The organism is Agathobaculum ammoniilyticum, from assembly GCF_025567315.1.
GTDB lineage: Bacteria > Bacillota > Clostridia > Oscillospirales > Butyricicoccaceae > Agathobaculum > Agathobaculum ammoniilyticum.
The window spans coordinates 15,823-31,089 of the sequence record NZ_JAOQJE010000016.1 but is presented as its reverse complement, the minus strand read 5'-3'; the positions used below and the strand labels follow the sequence as shown (position 1 = coordinate 31,089).

Genomic DNA, 15,267 nt, shown 5'->3' with positions numbered 1-15,267 from the left:
GGTATAATATCTATAAAAGGGGCGTTGCCGACGAGCGGTTGACCCTGAATGAAGAAGTTATGAAATAACCGCTACATTTTGGTCGATGGGGCGGTTATTTCGCGTTTATGGTCAAAATATGTAGCAATAAGATTGCACATATCAAAACTCGGAAGAGTTTTATGCCCATAAGCACCACCTCCCTTTTACAGGAGAGTGGCCAACCGCCCGCCGCTGGGAACGACAGCGCCCGACATATTATACCATCGCACGCCGCGCTGTGTCAATTTGCCGCCATCGGGCGGCTTTTTTATTTCTGTCCGAGCTGTTTGACAATCTGGTTTACACCCGTCGCCGCAAGGCCGGACACAATGCCGATTGCAATTGCCGTCAGCGGGTCGTTTGCGCCATACTCCGGCATAATCCGCATCGCTGCAATTCCCAGCACCGCGCCGGAAATGCCGCAGATGATCGGCAGCCACTTGTTGTCAAGCGCCGTAGCCTTTACGGTCTGTGCGATCAGATAGCAAATTACCATGATTGCCGGAATCGCCGTAAATCCCAAACTTTCCATAAGTACGCTCCTTTCAAAGTCCAATTCTTGCAAGCAGGAATGCGATTACTGCCGCCAGAACTGCCCATACCGACTTGTCCACAATGCTTTCCCACCGTCTTGCGGGCTTGCTTGTAACCTCCGCGACGGTAGCGGTCAGGCTGTCCAGTTTCTCAATAATGGTGTTATACCGTTCCTCCTGTACCGCGCTGTCCTGCTCCAATGCGCGGATACGGTCAAAGAACTCCTTGTGCGTGTCGCCCGCCCTGTCCATCCGCTTTTCCAACGCTTCCACGCGGGCAAGCGTGATGCACTCGTGCGGATTGTTTGTTCATTGGTTTTCCATAGGCAAGTGGGGCGGTTTGACCCGCCCCGTCACCTCCTTCCTGATCAGCCCTGCAGGAACCCGTTTTCAATCAGCAGGTTCTTGTACATCATACTTTCCTTTTCAGCTTTCGCCTGTGTTTTTATATTGTCACGCCATTTCAAATACTGTCATAGCTCCACCCCGTCATAGCCGCGATAAAATCCACGTCCGCGCGGAGTTGCTCTTCCTGCGTCGGTTCCGGCTCCGGTTCAGGAGGTCGGGCGGTCGGCGTAATATCCACCAGCGCGCCGTCCTCAATCGCCAACTCGCAGTACGGGCAGTAATACGCGCACAGGGTTCAAGACTGACAGGGACAGCCACCCATTCGGTGCTTGTCCGTGGTGGAGGGTGCGCATCTGTCTGGTAACTTCATTTACAATGAGCATCATTCAACACCCCATTTCTTCATTGCAATGTATTTGTATAGCTTTTCGTTTGCATTTGGCATCGTAGTGCCATTGAGTGTGCCAGTAAGAGTAACGCCTGTATCAGACCAGGCCAAACTAATCGAATAGCTAACGCTCGCACTAAACGGTGATCGAATTGCTGTTTGCTCTGGGAAAATCACGAATTGGGACAATTTAGCCAAATCCGAAGTTTCGTTATAAGCGCTATAAATCGCAACCATCGCGGGCTTAAATCCTACATCAATAGTTGCTTTTGTTGTACCGTCGCCTGTATATTCTCCCGTCACATACCCTCTCGCCCACGGGTCTTTGATTTCCAGCCACTCATCCAGCGGGCTATACGCTGTTACTCCCTCTGAATCGATCATCTGTCCTGCGGTTATGCCCTCGCATGTGCAGTACCCGCCAAAGCCGGTTTTGATGGTTTCGCCGTCCTCGCCGGATTCAAGGGCTATTGCGTCTTTGGAGTTGTTCAGGAACGAGCCTGCGATTTGGTTGCCGAATACTTCAAGGATGGTGGTTGTGCCATAGAAGGAATTATTATTATTGGCGTATGCGATAAGAACTTTATTATCAGTAACAGCGATGTATGCCCGAAGCATATTCAGCATTTTTAATGGTTGTTTCGGCTGTTCCATTAATGACGGTTGCAGAACTTTCTAAACTGTTTGATGACCATACAAAGACGACTTTATTTTTATCTGCATTTGCCGCTAATACTTCGCCAGCTGTATTTGCCCCGCCATATACTGTGTTTGTTCATAAGAAAGTTAAGCAAATGAGCACGAAAAAGTTAAAGCAGGCAGCACCTGTTGATTCTATATGGGCACGAATGTCAAGAACCGAATTGAAATGAACCGCTATTTTTAGGTGCGGCAAAAAGGACACAGAAAACCAAGCCACCGGAAATTTTGACTCTGGCCCAGAATGGACAGGTTCAGGATAAGATCAGGCTTCGAGACTATCCAGATGCTTTTTCACAGTGGCGTAGTAAATGCGCAGGAATTTGTTGGTGGAGGCCATCATGTAAACACGATAGGGCTTTCCCTCAGCACGTTTCTTATCCATGAATTGGTACACCGGCTCATCGGCGGAGGAACGCTGGAAAATCACGCTCATCACCAGGAACAATGTTCTGCGCAGAGCGGAGGAACCCCGTTTGGAGATGCTGCGGCTACGGACTTCCATCTGGCCGGACTGGTATGGAGGGGCGTCGATGCCCGCGAAGGCCACCAACGCGTTCTTGGAGTGGAAACGGCGCACAGCGCCGATCTCCGCCATAAGCTGGAGCCGAGAGCCGGATCACAACACCGAACATCCCCATCACAATGGAGTACTCCGGCAGCGATGCCGCCAGAGACTGCATTTCTGAGCGCAGCCAGTGCAGTGGATACAGCCCAGAGTTGGAACACCGCCTGCTCTATCAGGAGCCTGGTCGTATTGGCCTTGGGCATGACACTGAAATGTCCACAGACGGAGGTATAACTGTCCAGCGCCTTATCCTGGCTGAAGTTGTAACCGTGTTTGTTGCACCACCTCTGGTACTTGGCTGTAAAAGCCTTTTTGGTTAACCCACAGACACACTCACAATGCGGGAAAGCAGCTACAAAGCCTATCCATTTCTCGCTGCCATTCGCCCTGACAGGGCTGATAAACAGGCGGTTTGCACCAGGGAAAGCGGTGGCGAGCAAGGAAATCCGGTTGTTTTTGAGCATGGTCTGCACCTTGGCATATTGCTGGTACTGTCGGTATGTGGTTTTCAGCATGAGCCGTATCTCATCCTCTGGGATGTACTGGGCATCGCCAGCCAGTGGTCAAGGCCGTAATTGGCCAACTTGATCGCGTCTTTCTTGTCGGTCTTGGCCCGCCGTAGACTGTTACTCCCGTAGCCATGCATCAGCATGGCGTTCACCACGGAACCGTAAAACTCGGAATGGTAAAGGAGGCTGGCAACCGGCAAATGGCAGTTCCCCGCAGTCTCCATCAGTATGCGATTTTCGCCGTCCAGTTCCCACAGCAGTTCGGACAGTTCGTACAACTCAACATCTGTGTGTCCCACCTCAAAGGGAGGAGGCACCATCTCTCACAAAGGCCGCATGACGGCGATCATGCTTTTGCCGGCAATATTGTAGTAGCGGCAAATAAAGCATCGGATTACAGGCAGAGGCAAAGGAAGATAATGAATGTTAGGCCATTGATTCTGTAAGTGCTGGCAGTGTCGGCATTTTAATATCCCCTGTGGTATTTTAAATTTTATATCCTCTGAAAATTTCTTTGTGCGCTATATATTGAAATGTTTTATTTTCGAGGTGGAAAGTATTTACAGCAAATCATCAATTCAGCTCTTGACTTATTGAATATCCTCTTGTATACTTTTGAAAGATCGAAAAAAAGGATTGAAAGAACTATCATGGACGACGCCGACAGTAGCGACGCTGACCGAAGTAATATTTGCTGTAAACTGAATATCGTTAATATAGGCATAACCTGCGTCTAATCGTTAGATAGCAGGCTATGCCTTTTTGTATTTCTGTTTGCTGATCACCGCTGAAAGGCGGTCAGAATATCAATTTTATCAAAGAAAGGAGTGATTGATCCTTTATGGATCGACACAGGCAGACACCTTGGCACACACTGAAACTTACGGAGGTCTATCAGGCTCTACATACCTCCGAGAAGGGATTGGCTGATGCCGAGGCTGTCGAAAGGTTAAGAAAAAATGGGCGCAATGAGCTGTGCTCGAAACCGCCAAAAACAATCCCGCAAATGCTGAAAGCGCAAATCCTTGACCCGATGGTACTTATCCTCATCGGCGCGGCTGCTTTTTCCGCAATCTTACAGGAGTGGACGGAGGCGGCTGTAATCTTTACCATTGTTATTTTCAACGCTATCATCGGCATTGTGCAGGAAAAGAAAGCGCAATCCTCTCTGGAAGCACTGCGCAATATGAGCACCCCCACAGCCCGTGTATTACGTCAAGGCGAAGAGAGCGTCATTTCCGCCAGCGAACTGGTAGTGGGTGACATTGTAATACTTGGCGATGGAGATATGGTTCCGGCGGATCTGCGCTTGATTGATTCTGCAAACTTAAAGGTTCAGGAGGCTTCTTTGACAGGGGAGTCTGTACCCTCCGAGAAGGATGCGGAAAACATACTGCCAGAAGTCTGTCCCTTGGGGGACCGCAGCAATATGGCGTACGCCTCCTCCATTGTCACATACGGGCGAGCGGCTGGAGTTGTAGTAGCCACCGGCATGGATACTGAGGTGGGTAATATTGCCGGTCTGCTGGACAATCAGGACGATATGGATACGCCCTTAAAACGCAAGCTAAATGCGGTTGGTAAGACCTTGACTGTTGTTGGCCTAATTATCTGCACCCTGATTTTCGCTATCGGCACTTTTTATCACCGTCCGTTGATTCCACAGTTTCTTCTTGCAATTTCATTGGCGATTTCCATCATTCCAGAAGGCTTGCCTGCCACAGCTACTATTGTGATGGCTTTAGGCGTACAACGTATGGCGAAGCAAAATGCATTGATTCGCAAATTACCCGCAGTAGAAACTCTTGGCAACGCCACTGTCATTTGTTCTGATAAAACCGGTACTCTTACCCTCAATAAAATGACGGTAACTCATATTGCAGTCAACGGGGATTTTGAAACCGGCACAACCACTCCAGTTGAAAGTGTTGCAAAACAGCATCCCGAAGTATATAGGGAATTGGTTTATGCATCAGCGCTCTGCAACGATGCCAGTATTGACCCGGGCAGAAAGGGAGCGGTCATCGGCGACCCTACCGAAGGTGCGCTGATTTATATGGCGCGGGCATTCGGAATCGATCATGAAGAGCTTGAGGATAAATATCCTCGTGTATTTGAGCAACCGTTTGATTCAGAACGAAAAAGAATGACCACGGTTCACCGCATCAATGGAAAGTGGACCTCTTATACTAAGGGCGCAGTGGATGAAATGCTCCCACTATGCACACATATTCTCACATCAGAGGGTGTACGTTTTATTACAGAAGCCGATCGGGATAACATAGCAGGACTTTGTCTTTCCATGTCGAAAAATGCACTGCGTGTGCTTGGTTTTGCCATGCGAATACTCCCAATACTGCCGTCTGATGACGACGAAAGTGTAGAATTTGACATGACCTTTATCGGCGTGGCCGGAATGATTGACCCCCCTCGCAAAGAGGTAGCCGACTCTGTGCGCATCTGCCGACGAGCAGGTATCCGAACAATTATGATCACCGGCGACCACAAGGCGACTGCTCTTACCATTGCAAAGGAATTAGATATTTACCGGAAAGGTAATACGGTCATATCCGTTGAGGATCTGGATGCGATGACGGATGATGAATTAGACGATGCGGTGAAAACAACAACTGTATTCGCCCGTGTATCCCCTTCGGATAAACTCCGTATCATCCAGAGTTTGAAACGCTCCGGTGAAGTAGTGGCTATGACAGGCGATGGCGTCAACGATTCTCCTGCCCTGAAAGCAGCAGATATAGGAGTAGCAATGGGTGTCACCGGCACAGACGTGGCAAAAGATGCCGCTGACATGATCTTGCTGGATGACAGCTTTACCACCATCGCTTGTGCCATCAAGGAAGGTCGTCGTGTTTACCGCAATATCCAAAAGGTGATTCAGTTCCTACTTGTCGGTAATATAGCGGAAATTCTGACTTTGTTTATTGCAACCCTGTTTAACTGGGCTGCACCGCTTCTGGCCGTACACATTTTGTGGGTAAACCTCGCCACAGCTACATTGCCTGCATTGGCACTGGGCATTGATCCGGCCAGCAAAAATATTATGAATCATAAGCCGGTAAAATCAGGCACTTTGTTTGAAAAAGATCTGGTGCGCCGTGTTATTACACAGGGTATCTTTGTGGCGGCTATGACCATCTGTGCTTACTGGATTGGTGCAAGCATAGGTAGTCATGTGACCGGCCAGACAATGGCTTTCTCTGTGCTGGCATTTTCACAGATGCTGCGAGCTTTTAACCAGCGCTCAAACACAGAACCGATTTGGGTGCGAGACGAGGGAATCAATCCCTGGCTGATCCTTTCCTTTGTTGCCTCTGCAATTCTGATGGCGTGTATTCTATTTGTGCCTACGCTTCAAAGTTCGTTCCAACTGACCAGGTTGGATGGCACTCAATGGTTAATTGTGGCGTGCCTGTCCCTTATGTCAATTCTTCAAGTGGAAATTGCGAAAATAATAAAAAAAAGCAACCATAAATAAGCAAAAAAGCAGAGGAGGCGTCTCTGCTTTTCTTAGAACACCAATATTTTGTCTACAAACGCTTTCTAGGAATATAGGGTTGAGTCAACGGAAACGCCGAGCATGAAAAAGAAGAAGATTTCAGCCATGATACTGAGCCGCTTTGCTTCGCCAGAAGCGATTGATCATATCATGGTGCAGAAGTTTGTAAGGGCATCCCCTCTTTATCGCCAAGAGCAGGATCCAAATAGTTCTAATATTAGTTTTTCGCGGCAAACCATGACCATCTGGATACTTCGCGCAACGGATGACCGGTGGGCACCAATCTGCGATGAAATGCACCGCAGACTTATGCAGGCGGAAGTCCTGTATGCGGATAAAACTACTCTTCAGATTCTGAAAAAGAATAAAAAAGGAGCAAATTTCAGGAGTTCACACAAGAGCAGGATATTTCAATGATAACTTTGAATGGATACTTAACCATCCACAAGCAGACTCACTGGCATATCCCGCGGTGAAACATGGCGTTTTACTTGCCGCACTGATATCTGAAGAGGGCTATCCACACAATAATATTCCCCCCCTGTATGGAGACCCTGTGCTGATGAAAATACCAGCCCTGCATCCATACGCCATACCAATCGCATGGGCTGCAGTCTCGCCACCTCAGGACGTATTTTAGATGTTCGATCTGCACGAGTTGCGAGCTTTGGCTCTGTATTCCTCACTCATCCACCAGACGGCAATAGATCTGCATCACTGTGTGACGATGTTTTCGAGTCAGCTTTCTGTCCCCTCCCAGCCTTTTGTCCATACAGTTCCTTTACGCTCAAGTTTTCCTGATATGCAATATTTCTGTACCGTCTGAAAACTTTATCCCGCCCTCCGTGATATTTCTCGCAGACTTAGTCTTTGATATAATCTACCTGAACCCTTCTTAATTTCCGCTACCGCCTTTAGTCTTCGCCAAACTAAGGGCACCTGTTTTTCTGGTGTTGATAACGTCTCTTTTTTCCCCGACCTATTTCAAACTTTTGCGCACCTTTTTTACCGACAATACTTACACATGGAAAAGACCGGAAGCGCAAGCATCCGGTCTTTTTCATATATCTGTTGTATTTATTTTCCCATCATAATATGGAGTATTTCAATATCGGTTTCGTGCATACCCACGCGTCCTACACGTCCCATACTCTCTATTGTTTTCTCAACTGTATCTTTTACAATACCTTCTCCCGGTTGAAATACATGCCCCTTTTTCGCCATATCAAGGCCAAGCAGCGCACACTCTACCGCAGAGGCGATTTTTGTCGCACAGGAGGATTTCGCACCGTCACACACCATGCCGCCAATCGTTGCAATCGTATTTGTGATCGTCCACGATACCAGTTCATATGACCCACCAAGCATATAAGCAATCCCAGCCCCTGCTCCACAGGCTGCACTGACCGCTCCACAATAGGCGGATAGACTTCCAATATACTTTTTCTGATGGATTGCAATCAAATTAGCCGCCGCCAGAGAGCGGTACAGGCGCTCCTTACCAATACTATAGGCTTTGGCATATTCCACCAGCGGCATAGTAATTGTGATACCTTGGTTTCCGCTCCCAGAGTTAATTACTACTGGTAGGGGACATCCACTCATGCGTGCATCGCTACCCGCTGCCGCTGCCGCTTTCGCTCTCGTATGTAGGTCCGCGCTTCCCGTCTCCAGCAGCACACGGCCAGTTTGTGCACCATAGCTTCCTTTAAGCCCCTCTTGAGAAATCGCGGTGTTGCATTCCACCTGCCTTCCGATTATCTCCTCGATATCTGCAAATCGGACTGTGTCCGCAAACTCCAGAATATTTTTTACGGTAAGAAGCGATTTATCTCCGGCCTGTTCGCTATCTTGTTGAAGCGCTCCATCAGAAAATAAGATGTCACCGTCCTTGCAGATTTGCGTGATATGATTATGCCGGTCTTTTACTTCCACCGACGCCCAATGTCCCTCCGTATCAGTCAACCGGACTTCAACATATAGATTTTCTACCCCTTCGGCCAGTGTACAGGTGCAAAAACCCGCCCGCAGCAAAGCCTTTGTCCTTTCAATATGCTCTGGCCGCACGGATTCCAGCACCTGCAATTCACGCGATGCATCCCCACCTACGACACCCAGCACAGCCGCTACGTCTATCCCGCGCATCCCCCCTGAATTCGGGACCGTCACGCCCATCACGTTCTTGACAATATTTCCACTGCAGCGCACAACGCATTCTGCCGGCTCACTCCCCAGCGTTTCACGTGCCCGTGCTGCGGCATAGGCGATTGCGATTGGTTCGGTGCAGCCCAGCGCGACCATCAACTCGCTTTTCAATATCGCCAGGTAGTTGTCGTAAAGCTTACGCTCCATAGCGTCTTCCTCCAATATTTCTCATTCCCAGTGGAAAACTGCTTCCTCTACCGATATCCTCTGCGGCGGATATGGTGATTGGTCTGGGAATCCTACATCCACATAGGTCGTCATTCGAATCTCCTCCGGCAATCCCACATGTTCCCTGATGCGCTGTTTCATCTGCTCGCTTGTGAAAGTGAGCCAGCATCCGCCCAGCCCATAGGCATGTGCGGCAAGTACAAGATTCTGCCCTGCGGCCCCGGCATCCAAAAGCTGGTTGCTCTCTGGCATGACTGGATTGGCACGGTACACGCGCATATCCTGTAAAAGCACGATATGTACCGGCCCCCCTGGGATATCGCTTCCGCGGAACAGGCCTGGACAGTTTTCTTCACGAATTACAAGATACCGTATTGACTGCAAATTGCATGCATGTGCTGCCCACAACCCTGCTTTCAGCACCTTCTTAATCAACTCGTCCGGTACTTTTTCCTCACTCCATTCCCGCACCGAACGGCGCTCATACAGGACACGCTCAAATCCTTGCCGTGCCTCCTCAGATAGGGGAGCAGGCGCGTAAGGCGTCAAATCAAGGTTTCCTCCTTGTATCAATTCCTCAGCAAACGATAACAGCTTGGATGCAAATACATACTCAGGCAGAGTTTCAGGCAACCCTCTTTCCCGCCAGACTTCCATAAACAGTCGTGCGGTTTTTGGTTGATCCGCCGACAGCGTCCGTCCCCGGTATGCAGCCGCATACACCTGTATCTCCATGGTATGATGGCAGCGTTCTCGGAATCGGGCGCGAAATTCGGTTTCATCCATCGACAAAAGCTCTTCTTTGGTTTTATTGAACGCAGCCGAGAAGTTGATCTTATCACTCATTTCTGCACACTCCTTTTCATACCTGCATCCAAGCCGACCTGTGCCAGAACGGCCGCGCCGTTGACCAAGGCCTGTTCGTCGACATCAAAGCATTCATGATGATGGGGCCAGCATTTTCCTGTTTCCTCATTGCGTGCGCCAACGAATACATAACATCCCGGTATCCGCTCCAGGAACCATGCGAAATCCTCTCCACCTGTGGTTTCTTTCAAATGTGCAAGCGCGCTGTCGCCGAACAATGTTTTGACTGCTTTGCGCGCGATCTCGGTCGATGCCGCTTCATTGATCGTTGCAGGAGTGCAGCGGCGGTATTCAAAACGGCAGGTGGTTCCATAAGCCTGTGCGGTCGTGCAGGCGATTTGCTCCAGCCTCCGCTCCACTGCGTCGCGCACCGCTGGCTGGAACGATCTTACCGTTCCCGAAAGCTTAACCTCGTTGGCAATAATATTCGACGAGGTTCCACCGGCGATCGTTCCGATCGTCACGACGGCTGGCTCAAGCGGATCCACGGTACGGCTCACAACGGTCTGCAAGGCGTTTACAATTGCACAGGCGGCCACGATCGCATCGGCTGACTGGTGCGGCTGCGCACCATGTGCGCTTTTTCCTTCCACCGTCAGGTAAATGTTGTCCGCGCTCGCCATGCGGGGGCCAACCTCCGCCGAAATCATGCCGACCGGAAGGTCGATCCATACATGAGCCCCAAAAATCTGCTCGACATCTGCAAGCTGGGGTAACGTATACATCGCATGAGCCCCTTCTATTACCTCCTCTGCCGGCTGAAAGATTAACTTGATCGTGCCGCAAAGCTCATTTTCGTGCGCTTTCAAAATCCGTGCAGCCACCAAGAGCATGGCAACATGGCAATCGTGTCCACAGGCATGCATGACACCCTGATTTTCAGACGAATATTCTGCCTTTCCCTTTTCCGTAATTGGCAGCGCATCCATATCCGCACGAAGCCCTACCACTGGGCCAGACCGCTCGCCCCGCAGCACTGCGATCACACCCGTACCACACACCTTTTCATAAGGAATTCCCAGCTCATCCAGCTCGCGGCAGATGACGCCCTGTGTACGGGTTTCTTTCCAACTCAATTCTGGATGCCGGTGGATATCACGCCGCAGGCTAATCAGGCGTTCCTGATGCCGCCCAGCCTCTTCCAAAATATTCATACCATTTCTCCTGTTTACTGGGTAGTTATAAACTGTCCGCCGCCGCAAACCGCCAGCATATCGCCCGTGATAAACGAAGCACGGTCAGAGGCAAGGAATACCGCGCCATTCGCCACGTCCTCCGGCGTACACATCCGCTTCAGGATATAGCGGTTACGTGTTTTTTGCCTTTCCGCCTCCGGATCGGGAGCATTTTCATAGCGCATTTTTGTCATCGGCGTCTCTGTCAGGCCGGGCAGAATACCATTGACGCGCACCCTCGGTCCACAGTCGACTGCCAAGCAGCGGGTCAGCATCTCCACCGCCGCTTTGGACGGGCAATATGCAACCCGTTCCGGGATACATTTCACACCCAGCTCGGAGACGATATTGATAATTACCGCATGCTCTGAGCAGCGTATCGCGTCGATCGCCGCTTTAGTCATGGTGTACACACCGAATACATTGATCTCAAACTGGCGTCGAAATTCTTCGACCGATGTATTATCGATTGTGCCAATCCCCGTCACACCTGCACAATTAACCAGAATATCGACATGCCCAAATTTCTCCTGACAACCCTTTACCACCGCGGCGGCCTGTACCTCGTCACAAATATTCGCTTTCTGGTAGGCAAAATTCTCATCTGTGATATCCGCACACGTCTCCAGACCACATCCATATACGAACGCACCCTCGTTCAGGTAAAATCGGGCTATCACCGCACCAATGCCGGAGCTGGCCCCTGTTACAATTGCTACCCGCTTTTCTAATTCCAAGCCTCATCTTCCTCTCTTTGTTCCAGATAAGGATATCCTCACAGGAGGGTCCTATGAGGATATCCCCAAAACACATTATTACAGGAAACGCGCGACATATGTCCAGGCAGAATATACATTAAAAGCCAGAATGATAATACCCATCAGCGTGGTATACCATTTGTTCTTATACTCACCTGCAAACTTTTTACTGCTCGTGAAGAATGTCAGGATGCAGATGATCACCAATCCACCCACATTCAGCAGGCCCATTACATTGACCAACAGGTTCATGGCATTGCCGCCCGAAAGGCCGCCGATCAGGCTAATAACAATACCGATCAGAATCAGCCGGCGGACCTTGATATCCGAGTTATCCTCACTGATATGGCACAATGAGTTAATGCAGTAAGACGCCAACGTGCTCATACCGCCGATTGTAGTAAAGACCGCGCCCCAGAAGCCGGCAACAAAAATATAAGTACCAAAGGAGCCTGCCAGCGGTTCGATCGCTTTCGCTGCGTCAAGAGCAGAATCCACCTGAATCCCCGCAGGATGCAGCACTGCTGCACCGGAGAGGAAGATACCAAGACTGAAGATCGTAAACATGGTTGCAAAAACGATCTGGTCATATTTGATGAAGCCCAGCGCCGAGGGCTTATCCCATTTCTGATTTTTCACCGAGTACGAATACCAAAGCGCCGAGGTGCCTGGCGCAGAACCACCGATTATACCCGCGATAATGACGGCCTGCTCTACACCGGACGGCAGCTTGGGGATAATGCCGGTCGCAAGCTGCCCTGCATCCGGCCGGACAAAAAACACATTGATAAAGAATATAATTGCCATCAGGGTACACATGACCGATGCGATTTTTATAATCCGGTTATTTGAGCTGGCCACATATAAATACGCGATAATCAGGATAGTCACCACATACACGATGGATGCTGCCTGCTCGCCAAACATGATATCGTTTAAATGGCGCATTGTGGAACCCTGGCTATAAATAACCATATACCATGTACACAGCACAACGATGAACAGGATGGTAGAGGCTACCTTGCCGATTTTCCCCCGGATAAAGTCGAACACATTCTGTCCGGAGATCGCTGTTACTTTTGCGCCGATATACGCCACGCCGCCGCACATGATACCACTTAAAACAACCACCCACAACAAGTCATAACCAAACAAGGAGCCTGCCTGAATACAGGATGTTGCTGTGCCAGGTCCCATTGAAGTGGAGCAAATCATGGAAGCCGGTCCAACAAACGCCATGATATACAACAGCTTTTTAATCAGTCCGCCTTTTGGAAGTTGAAAGTCATCTACGTTTTTCTGCGGTGTCTGGTTCGCCATGCTACTTTCCTCCTTTAATACCCACTTAATCTTTTTGTGAAATGATCTATTTTGTCACCAAATCCCGTATTACGACACGCCCTGCAGCCGGTGCCAAATGGAGTTCCTGATATCCGGTTACCGGTGTAAGACAGGCAAGCCGTACCTTACCATTTACCGACAGCGTACACCGTCCGCAAATACCATGATCGCATACGCTGTGATGGTAATACGCCAGGGTCGAATCACAATGAAGCGAAATATGGTTAAGCAGCCCCATTACCGTCATACCCTCACAGGCTGAATTCTCGACTTCAAAGGTATCCGTCCGCCGCAGTCCGGTATCCGGATCATACCGGTCGATTAACACTTTCATTCGATACGCCCCTTTCTCATCGTTTGTATTTCAGGGCGGGATCCAGGAAATATTCGATCACGTTTTCCCGTTTGCCCGTCGGCAGCGGCATGCGATCCGCAATCGGCCTGCGTATTTCGGTTTTCATTTCGCCGGCCTCGTCATGGTGAACATATTTTATCAGATAATTATCATGATCCACCTGCGGATAATCCTTGCGGATGTGACATCCGCGGCTTTCCTTACGCTCGATTGCTGCCAAAATACCTGCCTTACAACAGGTCAGAAGATTCTGTGTCTGCAGTGCGCCGAGCCATTCCAGATTGTACGCTCTGCTCTGGCTGACCAGCGTTACGTTTTTCCACTCTGCCTCCAGTTCTTCTATGCGCCGCAGCGCCTTTTTCAGTCTCTCCTCACTGCGAATCAGCCCGAAGCCCTCATCACATGCTTTCTGTATTTCCTCATAGAGCGTCAAGGCGTTCATTCCGCCTCGATGTTCAAAAATACCAAATATTTTGTTTAAGCATTGTGCTGACTGTGCTTCATCCAGAGCATGGAGCTTGCTTTGCTCCGCATATGCCGCAGCATTCCGGCCCGCACGCATTCCTTGGCACATCATCTCCACAAGGCCATCCCCTACTCGGCAGGCTCCGAACACGCCGCTGCCTGCTTCTCCCGCGACGTACAGACCATCTACGCCTGTCTGCATCTGGTCGTCAATTTCAACGCCGCCCATGCAGTACTCCGCGCCAATACCAACCTCAATCGGTTCGTCTGCAAATAGCATCCGCTCGACCGTTGCCAGACTCTCACCCTTGTAGTACCCATGCCTGTGCCACCGGTCAAACCGGTCATAGAAAATCTTTAGTCCTGCCTCTTTCTCTTCGCGGCTGTTGGCAGAATAGTCGTAGAAGAATCCCCCATTCGGCCCCGCCAATCCTTGATCCGCCGCATAACCGAAATAATAGGAGGTGACCAGTTTACTCAGCTTTCCTCCACGAGACAACTTAACGACCTCCTCCGGTATAGGCAACGGATCGCCGTTTTTGTCCCTGATCGTGTATTTGAGATTGCGCATGTTATACTCAAACACATAAGGATAGATCGAGCCTCTCATCTCCTGCGGCACTACCGCAGTCGGGAACGAAAGGATAAATTCCATATCTGTCAGCCGGGCGCCGGCCCTGTACGCCATTGCCGGCCCATCCCCAGTCATATCAGTCACGGTGTTGTTCATCGAAAACGGCATATAGCCGCCGGTTCCAATTACAACAGCCTTTGTGCGGAACAGAACCGCCTCGCCAGTATATATGTCTATACCAACTGCGCCGCAGACCGTTTTTTCATTTGTGAGCACTTCAACGATCATCATGTCTTCAAACGTCTGAATGCCTGCGGTTTCTTTCAACCCTTGTACCAATGCTTTGGTAAAGCTCAGTCCGGAGGCAATCCAGTTGGCTGGCGGACAGCAGAAGAAGTCCTGTCCCGCTCGCTCGGCCCATCCCAGATAATCTTTCATCACGATCGGCCCGTCGTCGATATACTGCCGCACCATATTTTGGTCTGCCAGATAAAATGATTCTTTCACAATACAGTCGAACAGTCGTTCCTTCGTAAAAGAGGGGTCGGCAAAATCCAGGTGCAGCAGGTTTTTGCCGCTCTCTCCATCCACACCAAAGCCGCCTCCGGCCATGATCGCATTGCCGCTCACTCCAATTTTCCCCTTGGAAACCAAGGCAACTCGCGCGCCAGCACGCGCAGCATAAACTGCAGCTGTGATGCCTGCACCAGAGCCGCCGACCGCAACGACATCAGTCTCTATAATACGCCCAAAATCCTGCAGCATAAAAACACTCC

Annotated in this window: 14 protein-coding genes and 1 pseudogene; 3 read left to right on the top strand and 12 right to left on the bottom strand. The window is 50.0% G+C overall.

Features of this window, described 5'->3' with window-relative positions; all coding sequences use genetic code 11:
* Window positions 1-289: 289 nt before the first annotated feature.
* The 4 genes from OCV66_RS13710 to OCV66_RS13695 all read right to left on the bottom strand — a co-directional run bounded on the left by OCV66_RS13710 (window position 290) and on the right by OCV66_RS13695 (window position 1,944).
* A complete protein-coding gene (locus OCV66_RS13710) occupies window positions 290-553 on the bottom strand; it encodes a phage holin family protein (RefSeq protein ID WP_054326343.1) in 264 nt (87 codons plus the stop codon).
* 13 nt (window positions 554-566) lie between these two features.
* Window positions 567-827, bottom strand: coding sequence for a hypothetical protein (locus OCV66_RS13705; protein ID WP_207724524.1), 261 nt, complete (start codon window positions 825-827; stop codon window positions 567-569).
* Between the two features lie 190 nt (window positions 828-1,017).
* Window positions 1,018-1,140, bottom strand: coding sequence for a hypothetical protein (locus OCV66_RS13700; RefSeq protein ID WP_256435243.1), 123 nt, complete (start codon window positions 1,138-1,140; stop codon window positions 1,018-1,020).
* Window positions 1,141-1,284: 144 nt separating this feature from the next.
* Window positions 1,285-1,944, bottom strand: a complete 660-nt coding sequence (locus OCV66_RS13695; protein ID WP_107631648.1) for a hypothetical protein — start codon at window positions 1,942-1,944, stop codon at window positions 1,285-1,287.
* A 2-nt stretch (window positions 1,945-1,946) separates the two neighbouring features.
* Here OCV66_RS13695 and OCV66_RS13690 point away from each other — a divergent pair, with 2 nt between their 5' ends.
* Window positions 1,947-2,162 carry a hypothetical protein gene (locus OCV66_RS13690; protein WP_147574520.1) on the top strand — a complete coding sequence of 72 codons (216 nt, stop codon included), beginning with the start codon at window positions 1,947-1,949 and terminating at the stop codon, window positions 2,160-2,162.
* 92 nt (window positions 2,163-2,254) lie between these two features.
* On the opposite strand, the pseudogene OCV66_RS13685 reads toward OCV66_RS13690, so the two are convergent.
* A pseudogene (locus OCV66_RS13685) lies at window positions 2,255-3,416 on the bottom strand (IS110 family RNA-guided transposase).
* A gap of 491 nt (window positions 3,417-3,907) precedes the next feature.
* On the opposite strand from OCV66_RS13685, the gene OCV66_RS13680 reads away from it, so the two are divergent.
* Both OCV66_RS13680 and OCV66_RS13675 read left to right on the top strand, forming a co-directional pair.
* A complete protein-coding gene (locus tag OCV66_RS13680; protein ID WP_107631647.1) occupies window positions 3,908-6,562 on the top strand; it encodes a cation-translocating P-type ATPase in 2,655 nt (884 codons plus the stop codon).
* Between the two features lie 102 nt (window positions 6,563-6,664).
* On the top strand, window positions 6,665-7,000 hold the full coding sequence (locus OCV66_RS13675; RefSeq protein ID WP_054328221.1) for an IS66 family transposase: 336 nt from the start codon (window positions 6,665-6,667) through the stop codon (window positions 6,998-7,000).
* 660 nt (window positions 7,001-7,660) lie between these two features.
* Here OCV66_RS13675 and OCV66_RS13670 read toward each other — a convergent pair.
* The 7 genes from OCV66_RS13670 to OCV66_RS13640 all read right to left on the bottom strand — a co-directional run bounded on the left by OCV66_RS13670 (window position 7,661) and on the right by OCV66_RS13640 (window position 15,256).
* Window positions 7,661-8,935: an L-cysteine desulfidase family protein gene (locus OCV66_RS13670; protein WP_054328220.1), complete on the bottom strand. Its 1,275-nt coding sequence runs from the start codon at window positions 8,933-8,935 to the stop codon at window positions 7,661-7,663.
* Between the two features lie 21 nt (window positions 8,936-8,956).
* The gene (locus tag OCV66_RS13665) at window positions 8,957-9,802 is read right to left on the bottom strand and encodes a nitroreductase family protein (RefSeq protein ID WP_054328219.1); all 846 of its coding nucleotides are present in this window, start codon (window positions 9,800-9,802) and stop codon (window positions 8,957-8,959) included.
* Window positions 9,799-10,977, bottom strand: a complete 1,179-nt coding sequence (locus OCV66_RS13660; protein ID WP_054328218.1) for a M20 metallopeptidase family protein — start codon at window positions 10,975-10,977, stop codon at window positions 9,799-9,801. Before OCV66_RS13660 ends, OCV66_RS13665 begins: the two co-directional genes overlap by 4 nt.
* 14 nt (window positions 10,978-10,991) lie before the next feature.
* Complete coding sequence (locus tag OCV66_RS13655; protein WP_054328217.1) at window positions 10,992-11,735, bottom strand: SDR family NAD(P)-dependent oxidoreductase; 744 nt, start codon at window positions 11,733-11,735, stop codon at window positions 10,992-10,994.
* 78 nt (window positions 11,736-11,813) lie between these two features.
* On the bottom strand, window positions 11,814-13,076 hold the full coding sequence (locus OCV66_RS13650; RefSeq protein ID WP_054328216.1) for an Nramp family divalent metal transporter: 1,263 nt from the start codon (window positions 13,074-13,076) through the stop codon (window positions 11,814-11,816).
* Window positions 13,077-13,122: 46 nt separating this feature from the next.
* A complete protein-coding gene (locus tag OCV66_RS13645; protein WP_082397373.1) occupies window positions 13,123-13,431 on the bottom strand; it encodes a 2Fe-2S iron-sulfur cluster-binding protein in 309 nt (102 codons plus the stop codon).
* 16 nt (window positions 13,432-13,447) lie between these two features.
* Window positions 13,448-15,256: an FAD-dependent oxidoreductase gene (locus tag OCV66_RS13640; RefSeq protein ID WP_147574519.1), complete on the bottom strand. Its 1,809-nt coding sequence runs from the start codon at window positions 15,254-15,256 to the stop codon at window positions 13,448-13,450.
* Window positions 15,257-15,267 lie beyond the last annotated feature (11 nt).

Coding starts and splice junctions, on each gene's coding strand:
- OCV66_RS13710 (WP_054326343.1), bottom strand. CDS start 553: ATGGAAAGTTTGGGATTTACGGCGATTCCGGCAATCATGGTAATTTGC.
- OCV66_RS13695 (WP_107631648.1), bottom strand. CDS start 1,944: ATGGAACAGCCGAAACAACCATTAAAAATGCTGAATATGCTTCGGGCA.
- OCV66_RS13690 (WP_147574520.1), top strand. CDS start 1,947: ATGACGGTTGCAGAACTTTCTAAACTGTTTGATGACCATACAAAGACG.
- OCV66_RS13680 (WP_107631647.1), top strand. CDS start 3,908: ATGGATCGACACAGGCAGACACCTTGGCACACACTGAAACTTACGGAG.
- OCV66_RS13675 (WP_054328221.1), top strand. CDS start 6,665: ATGAAAAAGAAGAAGATTTCAGCCATGATACTGAGCCGCTTTGCTTCG.
- OCV66_RS13670 (WP_054328220.1), bottom strand. CDS start 8,935: ATGGAGCGTAAGCTTTACGACAACTACCTGGCGATATTGAAAAGCGAG.
- OCV66_RS13665 (WP_054328219.1), bottom strand. CDS start 9,802: ATGAGTGATAAGATCAACTTCTCGGCTGCGTTCAATAAAACCAAAGAA.
- OCV66_RS13660 (WP_054328218.1), bottom strand. CDS start 10,977: ATGAATATTTTGGAAGAGGCTGGGCGGCATCAGGAACGCCTGATTAGC.
- OCV66_RS13650 (WP_054328216.1), bottom strand. CDS start 13,076: ATGGCGAACCAGACACCGCAGAAAAACGTAGATGACTTTCAACTTCCA.
- OCV66_RS13645 (WP_082397373.1), bottom strand. CDS start 13,431: ATGAAAGTGTTAATCGACCGGTATGATCCGGATACCGGACTGCGGCGG.
- OCV66_RS13640 (WP_147574519.1), bottom strand. CDS start 15,256: ATGCTGCAGGATTTTGGGCGTATTATAGAGACTGATGTCGTTGCGGTC.